The sequence below is a fragment of the Dactylosporangium sp. NPDC051087 genome (assembly GCF_055586325.1).
Window position 1 is genome coordinate 87,471 of record NZ_JBVJIJ010000005.1, and the last position, 17,678, is coordinate 105,148.

Below are 17,678 nucleotides of genomic sequence, written 5' to 3' on the forward strand. Positions count from 1 at the left end.
AGCTTCTCGCCGCCGCCATACGAACAGTGACCACGTCATCACGTGGTCACTGTTCCGACCGCAGAACCGGTCTCTACGGCGCGCTCACGTCTCGTCGTACGGGCAGATTCAGCAGCGCCTCAGCTTCAGCGACCGAGGCGATCGGGCGGTCGAGCGCGCGGGCGAGCCGCACCGTGCGGGCGACCAGCGGCTCGTTGCCCGTGGCCTGCTCGCCCTTGCGGAGGTAGAGCGTGTCGGACACCCAGAAGTCGAGATGCTTGACGTACCAGTCGACCGTGACCTGGGGTGACGGGGAGTTGATCACCACGTGGGAGAGCCGGACCGGGATCGACTCGCGCGCCTCGATCTTGCGGTGGGTGCGGGTGCCGACCTCCGCCGACACCTCGACGACCCGCCCGTCGACGTCAAAGAACCGGACGCCGTACCCGCCGCCGGGGGTGTCCAGGGGGCCGGGTTCGCGGACGATGCGCACGCCTTCCGCGATGAGCTTCGCGGCGAGGGTGTCGACGTCGGCGATGCTGGCCGCGCCGAACGCCACCAGGTCCAGCCGCTTGAGCTCGTCCCGCCGCAGCCGCAGGATGTACTGCTCGGGTGAGCCCTCGGCGGCCAGGAAGTGCACACCGGTGTCGGCGGCGACCTCGGTGAGGCCCCACAGGTCGCGGTAGAAGGTGAGCTGCGCGTCGAGGTCGGGCATGGCGATGTCGACGTGCCGCAGGTGGGTGACGAGATGCTTTCCGGTCGTTCCCCGCGTCCAAGGTCACCGGACACCGGGTCTGAGATCCGAGCCGGCGAACGCGAGCAGCCGGCACCGGTGTCAGTGAGCATAGCGGGGCAGGTCAGGCGGGCACAGGGGGACGGGCGCCGGCCACGTGCTGGAGCAAGGTGACGAGGACGTCCTTGCCGGACTGCCGCTGACGGGCGTCACATAAGACGATCGGCACGTCGGACTCGAGGTTCAGGGCCTGGTTGAGCTCGTCGAGGTCGTACTGCCGGGCGCCTTCGAAGCAGTTCACGGCGATGATGAACGGCGTGCCGCGTCGCTCGAAGTAGTCGATGGACGGGAAGCAGTCGGCGAGGCGCCGGGTGTCGGCGAGGACCACCGCGCCGGTCGCGCCGAGCGCGAGCTCGTCCCAGATGAACCAGAAGCGGTCCTGGCCTGGGGTGCCGAACAGGTACAGCACCAACTGTTCGTTGATGGTGATCCGGCCGAAGTCGAGCGCCACCGTCGTGGTGGACTTGCCCTCCACACCTGTGAGGCTGTCGATGCCCGCACCGGTCTCGGTGAGGACCTCTTCGGTGCGTAGGGGGCCGGTCTCGCTGACGGCGCCGACCATCGTCGTCTTGCCCGCGCCGAACCCGCCCGCGATCAGAATCTTGATCGCGGTGGGAACGCCGTCAGAGTGCCCGTAGGCCATTGATCGCCGCCTCGATGATGTCCGTGTCGGGACGTGTCCCGGCTGGGTGGGGTTCACGTACTTGCACGAGCCGCCGGTCGAGCAGGTCGCCGAGCATGACCCGGACGGTCCCGAGCGGCAGGTCGAGATGTGCGGCCAGCTCTGCCACCGACAGCGGCCACTGGCACATCCGGACGATGTCCAGGTGCTCCGGCTCCATGCCGACGTCGGGCGTCGCGGTCGTCACTGTGGCCGTTACCAGCGCGATGCGGTCGAACGTGCCGCGCTTCGGCTGCGTTCGTCCGCGGGTCATCGCGTAGGGCCGGACGACCGGGCCGGCGTGGTCGTCGATCCACTGATCCTTCATCGGCTCGTCGTGGGTGGTCATCGGATCGCGTCACGCCTCCCCAGCCGGCTCGTCTTGCCGGGGCGGCGAGCCGAGGTACTTCCCGGTACGCGTCACCAGCATCGCCATCTCATAGGCGAGGAGGCCCAGATCGGCGTCCTCGCTGGCGAGCACGGCCAGGCATGAACCGTCCCCGGCGGCGGTCACGAGCAGCGACGATCGCTGCATCTCGACGATCGTCTGCTGCAACGGGCCGCCGTCGAACCGTTTGCCGGCGGCGCGGGCGAGGCTCTGGATGCCCGCCGCGATCGCGCAGAGATGCTCGGCGTCGTCCTGGCCGAGCGCGCGCGACGACGCCTTGAGCAGGCCGTCGACAGACAGCACGATCGAGTGCCGCGCGTGGTCGATGCGGGTGACGAAGTCGTCCAGCAGCCAGGTCAGGTCGGCGTTGGCCGTGCTGTTCGGTACCACGGGTGTCCCCTTACGTCAGGCCTCGGGCTGTTCGGAATCGTCGGCGGCGTGCCGTGGAAGGTCGGCACGGCCCCGGCGGGTCCCGTCCTGGTACGACGAGATACGGCTGCGGACCTGCTCCGGGTCGGTGGCGGGCATCGCCGGCTCGAACGGCTGGGGGTCGGGCGACTCGTCCCGCAGCGGCGCGGCGATACTGGTCTGCCGCACCCGGACCGGCAGCCCGGAGGGTGTGAACGAGCTGTCGGCGACGGGGGTGGGTGCCGTCCTCGGGTCCGGCTGCGCGGCGGTCACCGGGCGGAGGGCTGCGAGTTCGGGCAGGGGCGGCGCCTCGGCGAGCGCGACGGAGGTGTGGGCACTGGCCTGCAACGGCTCAACGGTTCCCTCCCGGTGGTTGGCTCCGCGGGTCGCCGCGGCGCGGTGGTTTGTCGCCGTCGTGCCGCCGGCCCCGTCCTCGATCGCCTCGACGCTGTGCAGGAGGCTCTTGGGGATCAGCACGACGGCCGTGGTGCCGCCGTAGGCCGACTCCTTGAGCTGCACCCGGATACCGTGCCGTTCGGCCAGGCGGCTCACCACGAACAGGCCCAGCCGCGCGGCGCTCGTCAGTGTGAACTCCGGATGGCTCGCGATGCGTTCGTTGAGCTCGGCGAGCTCCTCCGCGCCGATGCCCAGGCCGCGGTCCTCGACCTCCAGGACGTAGCCGGTGCCGACGACCTGGCCTTTGATGTGCACCTCGGTGTGCGGCGGCGAGAACGACAGTGCGTTCTCGACGAGCTCGGCGACCAGGTGGATGGCGTCGCTGACCGCACGGCCGGCAAGTTCGACCGGGGCGACCGGGTAGACGGTCACCCGGGCGTAGTCCTCGACCTCGGCGATCGCACCCCGGATGATGTCGACGATCGGAACGGTGCGCCGCCAGACACGGCCCGGGCTCGATCCGGCCAGCACGATGAGGTTTTCCGCATTGCGCCGCATCCGGGTGGCGAGGTGGTCGACCCGGAACAGGTCGTCGAGCTTGACCGTGTCGCTCTCGCGCCGCTCCATGCCGTCGAGCTGGGTGAGCTGGCGGTGGATGAGCGATTGGGACCGGCGAGCGATGCTGAGGAAGACGTCGCGAATACTGCGGCGCAGCTCGGCCTGCTCCACCGCCACGCGGATCGCGGTTTCCTGCACGGCGTTGAACGCGTGACCGACCTGGCCGATCTCGTCGTTGCCGAACTCCAGTGGCGGTGCCTCGGCGGCGACGTCCACGACCTCGCCGCGACTGAGCCGGGCCACGACGCCGGGCAGTTGCTCCGTGGCGAGGCGTCGGGCCGCGTCCCGCAGCCGCTCCAACTGGCGCAGCATCGCCCGGGCCGTCGTGACCGACACGATGATCGAGGCGATGACGGTGACGAGGCCGAGACCGGCGGCGAGGAGCATGCGGACGACGACCCCGACCGCGACCGGCGTGGCCCGCTGCACGACCGATTCGCCGCCGCGGAGGACCACGTCGAGGATCTGTGCCTGCGCCGCCTCGGTCGTCGCCTTCCAGTCGGCAGCGTCGACCGAGAGCCGCAGGTTGGTGCGGGAACCGGAGACGACCTGGTCCTCGATCGTGCGGAGCCGGGTGAACTCGGCCCCGCCGGCCATCGCGTCGTAGCGGTCCTTGTCAGCGGCGGGCAGCTTCGCCGCGACCTGGCCGGCGAGGAACCGGTGCGCGCCGACGAGCTGGGTGAGCTGTCCGTATTCGGCGTCGGTGAAGCGATTCGCGGCGAGCGCCCCGGCCAGCAACGTGTCTTCCTGGGAGACGAGCTCACGGACCTGGTTGAGCTGGATCAGGGTGACCGTGTCGTCGGCGATCGCCTGGTCGTCGAGCTTGCCGAGCGAGTAGTACACCTGGAAGATCGACTCGATCGCCGCGGTGTAGGCGCTTGCCGAGGCGGCCCGGTCGGTCGTGCGTGAGTCGATCGCCGTGCGGGTGGCCCGTAGCTGGTCCAGGCTGCTCAGCACGGTGGCGACGCGGGATTCGAGCTCCGCGTCGGCGGCCAGCGTGGCCCAGCGGCTCTGAGCGGAGCGGCGGAACTCGGTGGCGAGGCCGTCGACCTTGCTGCGCTGGGCGTCGAGGTCGCCGTGCGGGGCGGCCCCGGCCGTGCCGAGGTACACCGTCGACATGCGCCGCTCGACCTGCAGCTCCAGCAGCAGCGGCTCGCTCGGGTCGTAGATCCTGCTGTTGTAGGTCTGGACCCACAGGAGGTTGACGCCTTCCCGGAGCGTCACCCACGCCGCGAACGCCCAGAGCGCGGTCAACGAAAGCAGGAGCGCGGTAATTTTGGTGCGGAGCCGTGAACTGCGGGAAGCCATTACACCGTCCCAATGAGCATTTCTCGGACACGCCCGGCGCAGTCATCCATCGACGCCGCGCCCCGGGCGCCGGAACATTGACGCACGCTAGCAACTTCCGGCCGCGTGATCCAACTCGCGGCGGTCAATTTGGTGCAGACCGATCAAATGCTGTGCGGCCAACACCGCGGCCCGCACGATCGCGTGTGGCGCGTAAAGATCTTTGTCGTGCCACAGGGGCGGATCCACCGGGTGCGTTCCAGCCAGGTAGCGCGCCGTGGCGGCGAGGTCCGGCCGGGCTGCGCGGCCAGCCATGAGCAGCACGTGGACCGCGTAGGCCGTCTCCTCGCGGGTGCTGCTCCAGTGCCCCCAGGAGCCGCCGCCCCGCCCCGTCGCGGCAACCCAGTCGGCGGCGCGCGCGACCGCTGCGGCGACCGCCGGGCCGCGGCCGAAACGGGTCAGCGCGAGCACGCAGCAGGCGGTCGCATAGTACGGCGAACTGTGCCATCGGTCGCGCCAGGAGCCGTCCGGTTCCTGCTGTGCACACAGCCATGAGGAAATCCGATCGGTGACGTCCACCCGGCCGCACACGCCGAATGCGTCCAGCACGTGCGCATTCGTGGTGACCGAAAAGCCGTCCTCACCGGGCCAGGTACAGAAGAATTCACCGACGTCATATTCCCGTAACACATCGGGATCCACGTGATGCCCGAGCTCGCCGAGTGCGAACAGCACCACCGCCGTGGTGTCGGCGTCGGCCGGCAGCCCGGGCCCGGCGGCCGTGCCGGTCGGACCCCAGTCCGCGGTCAGACTCGCGATCATCCCGGGCGGCGCCGTGAACCGGACGCCGGCGCGGGCGAGCCCGCCGAGCACCCACGCCCGCTCGAACACGGTGATCGGTGTGGCGCAAGGGACGGGACCGCCGTGGGGTTGCGTGGCCGCGGCGAGGTAGGAGCTCGCCGCCGGCGACCGCTGGTCGCCGATCCAGGCGGCGGTGGCGGCAGGGGACGCGCCTACCGAGCCGGGGCCGACCGGCCGGACCCCGGCCGCGCCGCGGGCCGCGTCGCCGAGCACCTCCAAAGCGTGCAGGAGCTTCTCCGGCACCGCCGCACCGGCCTCGAACGACCGCCGCACCGCCGCCAGCCGGGCGCCGTCCATGCCGTCGGGTAGGGGCAGCGCCTGCGCGGCGTTCCCGTTGATCCGCTCGACGAGCGCCGGCACGATGAGGTCGGCCGCGGGAGTGTCCGGAATGGACGGTGCTTCGCGCAGCAGGCGGCGCAGAAACCGCAGCCCGCGCTCGGCGGCTTCCCGAGAGCCGGCCGAAAGCAGCGCGTCCGTCGCGCTCAGCGTCGGCACCAGTGCGTAACCGCCGGGAGGACCCCAACCGCCGTCCGGCCGCTGTGTGGCGAGCAGCCACCGCACCCGATCCGGCTGGCCCCGCACCCAGGGCGCCAGCCGGACGAGCTGCGCGGTTTCGTAGACCGAGGCGGACACCTGCCCCCAAGGCTCCCTCGCCAAGCTTTCGAGCAGGCCTTGTACCTCCCGATCGACCGGCGCGCCCAACGGCACGGCGACGCTCGCCGCGGAAGCGACCTCCTCCTCCTCGACGCTCACAGCGCACCCCAGAAGTCGGTCAACCGGTAGAAGCCGGTGCTGAACCCGATCTGGCGGCTGAGGTACACCGCCTCCCGCGGGCAGCTGCCGGCAAGCGCCTCAGCCGATCCGAGCGCCTGTCGCGTGAGTGTGCCGATCTGCCGGGCGACCTCGTCGCGGTCGGCGCCGAGCAGCAAGGCGTTGAGGTCTCCCCAGTCGATGTCGCGCCGGTGCGTCGCCAGGTCGTTCACGAGCCGCAGCACCCGCTGGACCTCCCGCCCCGCAGAGGTGAGCCGGGGCAACTCGGCGAGCGCGTCCGGTTCGCCGCCCGACAGCCAGTGCGAGACGTTGACCCAGGACGAGCCGAAGTTGTCGGCGTTGTCGAGGTACTGCACGAGGTCAGGGCGCGCACCGGTGGACTTCCACTCCCACTCGCGGCGCATCGCGGCGAGCATCCGGCGCAGTTCCTCCCGCCAGGCCGGCCGATGCGCCGCGAACGCCGGCGTGGCGGCGAGTTCGTCGCGCACCGCGGCGAGCATCCGCGACAGCGCGTCACCGTCGTCGGGCTCGGCGCCGTCCGCCGCGGACAGGCACCGCTCGACGACGAGGTCGACGTCGGCGCCGCTGCGCGCGAGATAGTCGACGCGCCAGTCGAGGGCGAAGACCCACAGCGCCGTCAGATTGGCGATCCGCAGCTGCGCGCGGGTGCACCAGGGCGCGCCGAAGGCGGTCGCCATTGCCACGGAGCCGAACACCGCCGGGTCGAACGGGTTCGCCGGGAACAGGTCGGGGTATGCCGCCGCGGCGGCCTGCAGGTCCCGCTGCCCACTCGCGGCGAGGGCACAGATCCGGCCCTGCTGCGCCGCAGCGGCGAGCTCGTCACCGAGCTCCGGCGTCGGCACGTCCACGCTGGATACCGTCAGACGGCGGCGCGGTCGCGGCGGAGCAGGGTGAGTTCGACCTTCGTCTTGGGGCGCAGTGACGCGGCGACCTGCGGCTGCGGGATCGCCGGATCGTGCAACCGGAACCGGAAGCGGCTGAGGATGGTTGCGACGATGAGCTGGGCCTCCAGGTAGAACAGGTGCTGCCCGAGGCACTGGTGCGGGCCGCCGCCGAACGGGTAGTGGGCGTATCGGTGGCGCCGCTCGGCCCGCGACGGGGCGAACCGCTCCGGGTCGAACTCCTGCGGCCTGTCCCAGAACTGCGACATGCGCTGGGTGATGTACGGGCTGATCAGGATGTCGGCACCCGCGGGGATGCGAGTCCCGCCGACGACGTCAGACCCGGCGGCGACGCGGGGAATCAGCCAGCCCACGGGATAGAGGCGCAGCAGCTCCTCCAGAATCATCCGCAGGTAGGTCAGCTCGGCCAGGTGCGCGCGACGGACCGGGCCCCCGCCGACCACCCGGTCGACTTCCTCGTAGAGCCGCTCGGCCACGTCCGGGTGGGCCTCGAGGATCGGCCACAGCCACGTGAGGACGCCGAACGTCGTTTCGGTCGTGGTGGCGAACATGGCGACGGCGTCGTTGCGGGCCTGCCGCTCACCGATCGGGCGTCCGCCGGCGTCGCTGGCACGGCTCAGCGTGGCGATGATGTCGGTGCCGTCGTCACCGCGCGCCCGGGCCGCCCGGACGATCGGCAGGAGCACGTCGTCGATCTCCTGCACGGCGTTGCGGAACGGCCGATCGCCCGGCATCGGGATCGCGTTCGGCACGAACGGTACGAGCAGCCGGAACACGATCGCGGTGGCAATGGTGTTCTGCGCGGCCACGATCCGCAGCGCCTCCGGGACGCTGAGCCTGTCGGCGAAGAGGGCCCGCATGATGGCGCCGCACACGATCTTCGACAGCTCGGCGCCGACGTCGATGACGCGGCCGTCCCGAGCGGGCTCGTCCAGCCGTGCGACGGACTCCTCGATCGAGGCCGCCATGCCGTCGACGAGCGCGTCGACGCGCTTCGCGGTGAACAACGGCTGCAGCGTGGTGCGGCTCGCGGCCCACACCTGCCCCTCGGCGAGAATTCCCTCACCGAACAGCCGCTTGACCGGCCGCCACAGCATGCCCTTGCCGTCACGCAGGAAGTTCGCGGCGTTGTCGCGCAGGACGTGCTGCACATGCGCCGGGTTGGATATCAGGTAGGGCCGGAACGCACCCAGGTTGACCCGGACCACCTCGCCGCCGGCCTCCTCGGCGAAGCCGACGAGCGCGTCGAGCGGATTGCGCGCGAGCCTCGGCACCGCCCGGTGCATCGGCACGACCGCGGCCTTCCTCGCCGCCTCTTGGTCTGCGGACAACGAACACCCCCACAGTTCGAGCATCGCGGCGCCCGGAACAAATGCATCACACATTGATGAACTTTCAGATCATTACATCCGGGATACCGCAGCGGCTAGTGGATGCGCTGACCGATGTCGATAGTTTTTCCATTGGTAACGTGCGGCGGGCCGGGCGCCGGCTCCGGAGTCGATGATCCGTTGCGGGCACCTGCACGATGGGCCGTCCACCGCCGACCCGAGGGCGGCCGCATCGACAGGGTGGTGCGGTGGGGACGACGGGTCGCGCCGGCCCCACCGCGGGGGTTTCGCGTCAGACGGCGTCGTCGTCGAGGACCGTCAGCCAGGCGAAGCCGTCACCGATCACGACACCGGTGGGTGCCGAGATCGTGATCTTGTAGCGCAGCGATGCCGTGTTGACGACCGTGTTGCCGGTGAGCGGCAGCTGGATCGTCGCCTCCGTCGCGCCCTTGGGGATGGTGACGGGGAACGACCGCAGGGGCACCTGCCCGGCCGACGAGGACCCGCTCGCCGCCGTCTGCACCTGCACGGTCGCCGCCTCCTTGAGCTTGCCGCTCAGCGACAGCCGCATCGTCGCGGTGCCTTGGCCGTCGCCTTCGGACACCGTCGTGTCGGCGATGCTGGCCCGCACCGCCGAGGTGGCGCCGCCACCGCCCACACCCGGGGTGTCGAACGCGATGTCCGACAGGTAGGCGCCGCCGGCCGGGGTGGCCGGCCGCACGGTCACCGAGCGGACGCTGGTCAGGTCCACCCCGGTCATCGAGGCGATCGGCAGCCGGACCGTGCGCAGCCAGGTCTTGCCCAGCCGGCTGATCCCGTTGGCCGTGTTCGCCGACGCCGGGAACGGGGTGAGCGCCGGGCTGACGTCGCCGACCCGTACGGTCGCGGTGCCGCCCGCCTTGTCGACCAGCGTGATGTCGAGGTCGACGTCATCTGCCGCCGTCTCGTCCCGGGCCACCCGGAAGGTGAGCGCGTCGTACTTCTTGACGTTCCACTCACCCGGGCCGAGGGCCACCCGTACCTCCGGCGACACCGACGCCGCGCTCCACTGCAGCCGCAGGACCGGGCTGACCGGCACCGACGGGGCGAACGTCGCCGGCGTCCAGTGCGGGATCTTCGAGGTCGCGGTGGTCGCCGAGCACGGGGTGTCCCCCGGGAGCACCCGCGCGGCCACGCTGTAGCAGTACGCGCCCAGGTCGAAGCCGGAGACCGAGACGTTGCCGGCCGGGCGCTCCAGCGGCGCGAGGTCCAGCCGGGCTGCTGGGCCTGGGCGTACACGACGGCCCGGCCCGCCGACGGCACCGTGCCGTTGGTGCCGTCGAACAGCGGGAGGAACACCGTCTCGCCGCCCTGCACGAGCCGGAAGAAGCCGGCCATGTACGCGGTGCCGACGGCCCGCTGCTCGGCGGCGGTCAGCCGGGCCGGGCCGGCACTGCCGCACACCTCGTCGTTGGCCGGCGACCAGTCGTCGCTGGACGGCGCGACGGACACGCCTGGCGTCCACTCGGTGTTGAAGAAGTTGTGGTCCGCTCCCATGATCATGAGCGACGACCGCAGCACGTCGTCCCGCACCGAGTACCGGGTGTCGTCGTAGAAGTGCTGCCCCTGCTGGTTGGAGACGTCGCCGTCGCAGTACGGCAGCAGCACCGCCATCGGCACGTCCGGCAGCGTCGGCCGGCCGAAGTCGACCGGGGCGAGCGGCAGGACCGCCCTGATGCCGTACGGGTGCTGCCGTTCGGCGTTGAGCAGCGCGGCCTCGACCACGCCCTCGCCGCCGCGCGAGTGCCCCATCAGCCCGACGTTCGACATGTCCAGCCGGCCGGCGAGGGGGTGCCCCGCGGACCTGGTCCACTGCGCCAGCAGGTCGAGTGGCGGCCGTGCAGGAAGATCACGACCGGGCGGGCGCCCTTCGCGCCGGCCGGCGCGTAGACCGCGGCCCGGAGCTCGGCCGGCAGGTCGCTCAGGCCGGACAGCGTCGTCGCCGTGTCACCGAGGTCGTAGTCGACGCGCTCGACCTGGAACGGGCCGGGCTGCGCCGGGTCCGCGTACACCTGCTTCTTGAGCAGGCCCTTGGGTGTGGTCGGGGCGGCGGCGGACTTCGGCGGCGACGCCTTGGATCCGGGCACCACGCCGTTCCAGGCGACGTCGACGCGTTGCGCGCCGGCGACGGTGGCGTCGGTCGTCTCCACGATGAGACTCAGCCCGTCGGCCGACTCTTTCGCCGCCCCGATGACCCGCCCGTCGACAGCGAGCTCCGGCACGGCGTCGCGGACCGGCAGCGGCTCGTCGAGCCGCAACGTCACCCGCGCGCCGCCGTCGGGCAGGGCGTCGACGGTGAAGCCGTTGGAGCTGATCGTGTCGCCGCCGGGATCGGCGGCGGCGGAGGGAACGAAAAGGCCGGCTGCGGCGATGCAGCCGGCGAGGATTGCGGACGGAAGCCGGACTCGCCGCCGGAGGGGTGCGAAGCGGACCATATGCGACTCTCCTTTTCGCACTGAAGGCTTCAGCGCGAATGGAAAGTACGAACGGCCTGTTCCAGAATTCCGCCGGCAAATGCATCGGCCCGGTTACCGCGCCGCACAGCATTGTTTCGACTGTCACGGGTGCTTTCAGGCAGGATGACGTCCATCGGAATGCCTGATGGCGTCAGGTGACGAAGGTCAATTCGAGCGAATGCCGAGGCATTCTTCGCGGGTCGGCCGCGGGTGCGCCGCGTCCTCCGTCCGGAGCCGGTCCGGGGATCGCACGGCCGATCTGCCGGCCCGGCGGGACGGATATCGTGGCTCGGTGACGCGGCTCGACTTCCGGATCCTGGGCCCGCTCGAGGCGCGCACGCCCGGCGACGAGCCGATCGACCTCGGCGCCCGCAAGCAGCGCGCGGTGCTGGCGATGCTCCTGCTCGAGCCCGGCCGCGTGGTGTCGGTCGACCGGATCGTCGAGGGGCTGTGGGCCGGCGGGGCACCGGCGAGCGCGACCGGCACCATGCAGGCGTACGTCTCGCAGCTGCGGCGCGCCCTGGAGCCCGACCGGCCGCCGCGCACGCCGCCGGCGGTGCTGCTCACCCGCGACCCGGGATACCTGCTGGCGGTCGACGGCGAGCAGATCGACGCGGTGCGCTTCGCCGCCCGCGCCGACGCCGCCCGCGAGGCCCTCGGCCGCGGTGACCTGGCCGCGGCCGAGCGGCTGCTGGGCGAGGCGCTCGGCGAGTGGCGCGGCGAGGCACTGGCCGACCTCGCCGACGAGGCGTTCGCCGCCGCGGCCGTGGCCCACCTGCACGAGCTGCGCGACGCCGCACGGGAGGACCTGGTCGACGTCCGGCTCGGCACCGGGCGCAACGGTGCGGCGATCGCGGAGGCGCAGGCGCTGCTGGACCGGCAGCCGTTCCGCGAGCGGTCGTGGGGGCAGCTGATGCTCGCGCTGTACCGCGAGGGCCGGCAGGCGGACGCCCTGGCCGCGTTCCGCCGCGCCCGCGTGCTGCTCGACGAGGAGCTGGGGCTGCCGCCCGGACCGGAACTGCGCGCGCTGGAGGCCACGATCCTGCGCCACGACCCGTCCCTGGCGCCGCCGCCGGCGCGGGAAACCCTGACCGTCGCAGGGCCGGCGACCGAGGCCGCCGGGCCGGTCCGGCAGGCCGTACAGGCGGGACAGCAGTGGGGACAGCAGGCGGCCGAGCCGCTCGTCGGGCGCGGCGGCGAGGTGCGGCGCGTCGCCGAACGCGTCGAACTGGCCCTGGGCGGGTCCGGCGGCGTGCTGCTCGTCGCGGGCGACGCGGGCCTGGGCAAGACCCGGCTGGCCGAGCGCGCCGCCGAGCTCGCCGCCGGGTCCGGGCTCGGCGTGGCATGGAGCCGGTGCGTCGAGGCGAGCGCCACCCCGGCCTTCTGGCCGTGGACGCAGGTGCTGCGCGCCCTGCCGGAGACCGACGCCGTGCGGGACCTGCTCGACGTGCTGACCGGCCGGGGCGAGAACCGCCTCACCGGCCGAGGCGAGCACCGCCTCACCGGGCACGGCGAGCACCGTCCCACCGGGCACGGCGAGCACCGTCCCACCGGGCACGGCGAGCACCGTCCCACCGGGCACGGCGAGCACCGTCCCACCGGGCACGGCGAGCACCGCCGGCGGGGCGAGGACCCGGACACCGCCCTGTTCCACCTGCACGAGGCGGTGGCCGACATCCTGCGCACGCACGCCGCCACGCGGGCGCTGCTCATCGTCGTCGACGACCTGCACGTCGCCGACGCCTCGTCGCTGCAGCTGCTGGCGCACCTGGCGCCGGCGCTGCACCGGCTGCCGATCCTGGTGCTCGCCACGCTGCGCCCGGAGCCGGCCGACGCCGGTCCGGCCCTGCGCGAGACGCTGGCGCTGCTGGCCAACGAGCGCGGCGCCGAACAACTGCGGCTGGGCGCGCTGACCGCCGGCGACATCGCCGAGTACACGGCCGGCTTCGCGCCCGGATACCGGGACCGGCCCGACGGCGCGGTCGCGGCCGCGCTGCTGGAGCGCACCGGCGGCAACCCGTTCTACCTGAAGGAACTGCTGCGGCTGCTGGAGAGCGAGCACCCCGGCGGGTGGGGCAGCGCGCAGGCGGTGGCCGGGACCGGCGTGCCGGAGCGGGTGCGCGACGTCATCACCCGGCGCCTGTCACGGCTGCCCGAGCGCACCCGCGCGCTGCTGGAGACCGCTGCGGTCATCGGGCGGGACGTGGACCCGCTCCTGCTGGAGGCGGCCACCGAGGACCGGATCCAGGACGTCATGGCGGACCTCGAGCCGGCGGTCGAGGCGAGCGTCCTGCTGGAGGTACCGGAGGGCTGGGACTACCGGTTCTCCCACGCCCTCGTGCGGGACACGGTCTACGGCGGGCTGAGCCGCCTGCGGCGGGCGCGGCTGCACCGGCGGGTCGGCGAGGCGCTGGAGGCGTTCGACCGCCCCGACGACCCGGAACTGCTCGGGCGGCTGGTGCACCACTTCACGATGGCCTCGCGGCTGGGTGTCGCGGAGCGCGCGGTGCGGTACGCGACCCGGGCCGCCGAGGTGGCGATGGCGCAGCTGGCGTACGACCAGGCCGCCCGGTATCTCGAGTCCGCCCTCGGCGCGCTGGACCCGACCCGCCCGGGCGCCGCCACGCGGCGGTGCCGCCTGCTGGTGGACCTCGGCGTCGCGCGGCGGGCCGCGGGCGACGTGGCGGGCACCCGCACCGTGCTCGACGAGGCGCTGACCCTGGCCCGGCAGCTCGGCGACGACGAGCTGGCGATGGACGCCGCGACGCTGTTCGGCGGGGTGACCCTGTGGTTGTGGCGGCCGTACCTGACCGTCGACGAGCGCATGATCGGCATCCTGCGGGAGCAGCTGGAGCGGCTGGACCCGGACGATCGCTACCGCCGCGCGGTGCTGCTCGGCACGCTCGCCGTCGAGCTGTACCACAGTCCCGGCCGCGAGCTCGGCGAGGCGCACGCCGCGGAGGCGGTGCGGCTGGCGCGCGGGCTCGGCGACCCCGAGCTGCTGGCGCGCACGCTGAACAACTTCTGGAACGCCGCGTGGGTGCCGCAGCGCGAGGCGGAACGCCGCGCCGCGGTCGACGAGCTGCTGACGATCGCGCCGCTGCCGCACACCGTCGAGGTGACCGCGCGGCTGCACCGGATGATGACCGAGGTGATCGCGGGCGACGTCGCGGGCTTCGACGCCGACCTGGCCCGCTGCGTGCGGCTGGCCGAGGACATCCGCACGCCGGTGCTGCCGGCGCAGGTGCGGTACGCGCAGGCCGGTCGCGCGATGCTGGCCGGCCGCTGGGCGGAGGGTGAGCGGCTGGTCGGCGAGGCGTTCGCGCTGCAGGAGCACACCAGCCTGTGGGGCGCGCAGTGGCTCCGGCTGGCGATGCTGTACACTAGCCGCCGCTTCCAGGACCGCCCGGGCGAGCTGCTCGACGAGCTGGTGCGCTGCGCCGACGAGCCGCAGTACGGGCTGCTGCGCTCCACCGCCGTGCTGGCCGCCTGCGAGTCCGGCGACGAGGACCTGGCCCGGGCGCTGCTCGAGCGCTGGGGCACGGCGCGGGAGCGGCTGTGGGGCTGGGAGTTCGTGGCGTTCCAGTGGGGCCTGATCGCGGCCCGGCTGGGCACGCCCGACCCGCGCGAGCTGTACGACGAGATCGCCCCCTTCGCCGATCGGTGCTGCAGCGTCGGCAGCGGATGCGCCACCTGGGGCTCGATGCACTTCGTCCTCGCCGAGCTGGCGGCCCGGCTCGGCGACCGCGCCGCGGCGCTGGAGCACGCCCGGTCGGCCCGCGCCGCGCACGGGCGGCTCGGCGCGGCGCACCTGGTCGCGGCCAGCGACGCGCAGCTGGCGACCCTGACGGCGGCCTAGAGACGCCCAAGCGCTGCCCAAACCCGCGCCAAGCGACCTGCGGCACCGTTCCCGGCATGACCATTGCACTGACTGATCTCCCGGTCACGGCCGGGCCCGTCTTTGTTCCCGGCGACGAGGGCTACGCGGCCGAGGTCGCGTCCTGGAACGCCGCCACCCGCCACGAGCCGATCGTCGTCGTCGGCGCCACCAGCGCGCAGGACGTCGCGGCCGCGGTGCGCTGGGCCGGCACCCACGGCCTGCCGGTCGCGGTCCAGGCGACCGGGCACGGCGCGGTCCGCCCGGTGACCGGCGGCCTGCTCGTCACCACCGGCCGGATGGCCGGCGTCTCCGTCGACCCGGTGACGCGCACCGCCCGCGTGGCCGCCGGCGCGCGCTGGTCGCAGGTCGTCGAGGCGGCCGCGGCACACGGCCTCGCGCCGCTGAACGGCTCGTCGACGCACGTCGGCGTGGTCGGCTACACGCTCGGCGGCGGCGCCGGGCCGCTCGGCCGCCGGTACGGCTTCGCCGCCGACCACGTCCGCTCCGTCGAGATCGTCACCGCGGACGGCGCGCTGCGCACCGTCGACGCCGACCACGAGGCCGACCTGTTCTGGGCGGTCCGCGGCGGGAAGGGCAACTTCGGCATCGTGACCGCGATCGAGTTCGGGCTGTTCGAGGTCGCGGGGTTCTTCGGCGGCGGCATCCACTTCGCGGCGGAGCACGCCGCCGGGGTCCTGCACGCGTACCGGGCCTGGGTGGCCGGGCTGCCGGAGGAGATGAGCACGTCGGTGGCCCTGCTGCGGCTGCCGCCCCTGCCGGAGCTGCCCGAACCGCTGCGCGGCGCGTACGTGGCGCACCTGCGCGTGGCGTACCTCGGCACCCCCGAGGACGGCGAGGCGCTCCTCGCCCCGATGCGCGCCGCGGCGCCGGCGCTCATCGACGACGTGTCATGGCGGCCCTACTCGGCCGTCGACTCCGTGCACCAGGACCCGGTCGACCCGGTCCCGTCCCGCGAGCGCGGCGTGCTGCTGGGTGAGCTGACCGCGCGGACCGTCGACCACCTGCTGGAGGTCGCCGGTCCCCAGGTGGACGTACCGCTGGTGATGGTGGAGATCCGGCACCTCGGCGGCGCGTTCGCCCGGACGCCCGCCGTCCCCAACGCCGTGAGCGGCCGCGGCGCGCGGTTCTCGCTGTTCGTCATCGGGCTCGGCCTGCCCGAGCTGGCGCCGGTGGTGGACATGGTCACCGACCGGCTGCTCGCGGTGGAGACGACGCCGGGTGGCCTGATGAACTTCTCCGGGCACACCACCCCGGAGTCGCTGCTGGCCAACTGGCCGACCGCCGACCGGGACCGGCTGCTGCGCGTCAAGCGCTCCTACGACCCGACGAACGTCTTCTCCGGCGGCCAGGCGCTGGTCGGCTGAACCCGGGCCGGGTCTGCGTGTCGTCGGCACGCAGACCCTGCCGGGGCGGCGGTCACGGGGTCCTGATGCCGGCGATCCAGGCTTCGACGTCGGCGGCGGTGCGCGGCATGGCGGCGGACAGGTTCTCGTGGCCGGTCTCGGTGACCAGGACGTTGTCCTCGATGCGGACGCCGATGCCGCGCAGGTCCTCCGGCGCCAGGAGGTCGTCGGCCTTGAAGTAGAGGCCGGGTTCGACGGTCAGGACCATGCCGGGGCGCAGCTCGGCGTCGAGGTAGTCCTCGCGCAGGGCGAGGAGGCAGTCGTGCACGTCCATGCCGAGGTGGTGGGACGTGCCGTGGACCATCCAGCGGCGGTGCCAGCCGCCGTTGTCGGGGTCGAGGGTCTGCTCCACGGTGACACCGTCCGGCAGGAGGCCCCACTCGTGCAGGCGCTGGGCGATGACCGCGTTCGCGGCGGCGTGGATGTCGCGGAAGCGGTTGCCGGGGCGGACCGCCGCCATGCCCGCCTCCTGGGCTTCGAGGACCACGTCGTACACGCGGCGCTGCGCCTCGCTGAAGCGGCCGTCGACCGGCAGGGTGCGGGTGATGTCGGCGGTGAACAGCGTGTCCAGCTCGATCCCGGCGTCCAGCAGCAGCAGGTCGCCGGAGCGGACGTCGCCGGTGTTGCGGGTCCAGTGGATGGTGGTGGCGTGGTCGCCGGAGGCGCAGATCGACTCGTAGCCGACGCCGTTGCCCTCGTGCCGGGAGTACAGGCCGAAGACGCCCTCGACCCAGCGCTCGCCGCGGCCCTTGGCGACCGCGTCGGGCAGTGCGGCGATGACGGCGTCGAAGCCGCGGTGGGTGGCGGCGACGGCGCGGCGCATCTCGCCGACCTCCCACGCGTCCTTCACCATCCGCATCGTGGACAGGAAGCGGGCGAACTCCTCGTCCGCGTCGGCGTCGGTGTCGAGCTCCGCGAAGTGGTTCGGGCGGACGATCCGGCCGCCGGCGCTCTTGCCGAGGTCGTCGGGGAGGGTCTCCAGGTCGCGGACGGTCAGGCCGAGCGACACCGCCAGGTCCTCGGCGGCGGGGCGCGGACCGACCCAGAACTCGCCGTACCGCGAGTCGGCGTAGAACTCGACGCCGTCGCGCGAGGCGCGGATCCGCGTGTACAGCACGGCCTCGTGGCCGCCGCCGGACAGCGGCTCCAGGACCAGCGCGCTGTCGGGCTCGGTGCCGGCGCCGAGGCCCGACAGGTGCGCGAACGCGGTGTGCGGCCGGAAGGTGAAGTCGGTGTCGTTGCTGCGCACCTTCAGCCCGCCGGCGGGGATGACGAGCCGCTCGCCGGGGAACCGCTGTGACACCGCCGCCCGGCGGGCGGCCGCGTGGTCGGCGACCTCCGCCCGGGTGGCGGCAGGGCCGCCGGGCGAGGCCCAGCCCGACGTGATGAACTCGCGGAACTCGGCACTGTTGGGGATGTCCCGGTGCTCGGCCTTCGCCTGCTGCTCGCTCGCCATGCCGCAA

Annotated in this window: 14 protein-coding genes; 3 read left to right on the forward strand and 11 right to left on the reverse strand. The window is 73.0% G+C overall.

Annotated elements, in window-relative coordinates:
• Positions 1–73: 73 nt before the first annotated feature.
• From ACZ6TV_RS11505 to ACZ6TV_RS11545, 9 genes are all read right to left on the reverse strand, one after another.
• Positions 74–715, reverse strand: a complete 642-nt coding sequence (locus ACZ6TV_RS11505; RefSeq protein WP_465297335.1) for a VOC family protein — start codon at positions 713–715, stop codon at positions 74–76.
• A 121-nt stretch (positions 716–836) separates the two neighbouring features.
• A complete protein-coding gene (locus tag ACZ6TV_RS11510) occupies positions 837–1,415 on the reverse strand; it encodes a GTP-binding protein (RefSeq protein WP_465297077.1) in 579 nt (192 codons plus the stop codon).
• Positions 1,396–1,782 (reverse strand): DUF742 domain-containing protein, encoded by a 387-nt coding sequence (locus ACZ6TV_RS11515; RefSeq protein WP_465297078.1) that lies wholly within the window; start codon positions 1,780–1,782, stop codon positions 1,396–1,398. The genes ACZ6TV_RS11510 and ACZ6TV_RS11515 overlap by 20 nt, the downstream gene beginning before the upstream one ends.
• Before the next feature lie 9 nt (positions 1,783–1,791).
• Positions 1,792–2,211: a roadblock/LC7 domain-containing protein gene (locus ACZ6TV_RS11520; protein ID WP_465297079.1), complete on the reverse strand. Its 420-nt coding sequence runs from the start codon at positions 2,209–2,211 to the stop codon at positions 1,792–1,794.
• 15 nt (positions 2,212–2,226) lie between these two features.
• Positions 2,227–4,497 (reverse strand): sensor histidine kinase, encoded by a 2,271-nt coding sequence (locus tag ACZ6TV_RS11525; protein WP_465297080.1) that lies wholly within the window; start codon positions 4,495–4,497, stop codon positions 2,227–2,229.
• 141 nt (positions 4,498–4,638) lie between these two features.
• On the reverse strand, positions 4,639–6,144 hold the full coding sequence (locus tag ACZ6TV_RS11530; RefSeq protein WP_465297081.1) for a prenyltransferase/squalene oxidase repeat-containing protein: 1,506 nt from the start codon (positions 6,142–6,144) through the stop codon (positions 4,639–4,641).
• Complete coding sequence (locus ACZ6TV_RS11535; protein ID WP_465297082.1) at positions 6,141–7,031, reverse strand: terpene synthase family protein; 891 nt, start codon at positions 7,029–7,031, stop codon at positions 6,141–6,143. The genes ACZ6TV_RS11530 and ACZ6TV_RS11535 overlap by 4 nt, the downstream gene beginning before the upstream one ends.
• A gap of 11 nt (positions 7,032–7,042) precedes the next feature.
• On the reverse strand, positions 7,043–8,377 hold the full coding sequence (locus ACZ6TV_RS11540) for a cytochrome P450 (protein WP_465297336.1): 1,335 nt from the start codon (positions 8,375–8,377) through the stop codon (positions 7,043–7,045).
• Between the two features lie 331 nt (positions 8,378–8,708).
• Positions 8,709–9,590 (reverse strand): hypothetical protein, encoded by an 882-nt coding sequence (locus ACZ6TV_RS11545; RefSeq protein WP_465297083.1) that lies wholly within the window; start codon positions 9,588–9,590, stop codon positions 8,709–8,711.
• A 201-nt stretch (positions 9,591–9,791) separates the two neighbouring features.
• On the opposite strand from ACZ6TV_RS11545, the gene ACZ6TV_RS11550 reads away from it, so the two are divergent.
• Positions 9,792–10,010 carry a hypothetical protein gene (locus ACZ6TV_RS11550; RefSeq protein ID WP_465297084.1) on the forward strand — a complete coding sequence of 73 codons (219 nt, stop codon included), beginning with the start codon at positions 9,792–9,794 and terminating at the stop codon, positions 10,008–10,010.
• 196 nt (positions 10,011–10,206) lie between these two features.
• On the opposite strand, the gene ACZ6TV_RS11555 is transcribed toward ACZ6TV_RS11550, so the two are convergent.
• Positions 10,207–10,890 (reverse strand): hypothetical protein, encoded by a 684-nt coding sequence (locus ACZ6TV_RS11555; protein ID WP_465297085.1) that lies wholly within the window; start codon positions 10,888–10,890, stop codon positions 10,207–10,209.
• Between the two features lie 313 nt (positions 10,891–11,203).
• On the opposite strand from ACZ6TV_RS11555, the gene ACZ6TV_RS11560 reads away from it, so the two are divergent.
• Positions 11,204–14,770 (forward strand): BTAD domain-containing putative transcriptional regulator, encoded by a 3,567-nt coding sequence (locus tag ACZ6TV_RS11560; RefSeq protein ID WP_465297086.1) that lies wholly within the window; start codon positions 11,204–11,206, stop codon positions 14,768–14,770.
• Positions 14,771–14,826: 56 nt separating this feature from the next.
• Entirely contained in the window at positions 14,827–16,176 is a 1,350-nt protein-coding gene (locus tag ACZ6TV_RS11565; protein WP_465297087.1) for an FAD-binding oxidoreductase, read from the forward strand.
• A 52-nt stretch (positions 16,177–16,228) separates the two neighbouring features.
• Here the strand turns inward: ACZ6TV_RS11565 and ACZ6TV_RS11570 are convergent, their stop codons facing one another.
• Entirely contained in the window at positions 16,229–17,671 is a 1,443-nt protein-coding gene (locus ACZ6TV_RS11570; protein ID WP_465297088.1) for an aminopeptidase P family protein, read from the reverse strand.
• Positions 17,672–17,678 lie beyond the last annotated feature (7 nt).

What these genes read in the sequence shown, in the direction of transcription:
- ACZ6TV_RS11550 (WP_465297084.1), top strand. Translation starts at nt 9,792, where the DNA reads ATGTACGCGGTGCCGACGGCCCGCTGCTCGGCGGCGGTCAGCCGGGCC.
- ACZ6TV_RS11515 (WP_465297078.1), bottom strand. Translation starts at nt 1,782, where the DNA reads ATGACCACCCACGACGAGCCGATGAAGGATCAGTGGATCGACGACCAC.
- ACZ6TV_RS11510 (WP_465297077.1), bottom strand. Translation starts at nt 1,415, where the DNA reads ATGGCCTACGGGCACTCTGACGGCGTTCCCACCGCGATCAAGATTCTG.
- ACZ6TV_RS11555 (WP_465297085.1), bottom strand. Translation starts at nt 10,890, where the DNA reads ATGGTCCGCTTCGCACCCCTCCGGCGGCGAGTCCGGCTTCCGTCCGCA.
- ACZ6TV_RS11570 (WP_465297088.1), bottom strand. Translation starts at nt 17,671, where the DNA reads ATGGCGAGCGAGCAGCAGGCGAAGGCCGAGCACCGGGACATCCCCAAC.
- ACZ6TV_RS11565 (WP_465297087.1), top strand. Translation starts at nt 14,827, where the DNA reads ATGACCATTGCACTGACTGATCTCCCGGTCACGGCCGGGCCCGTCTTT.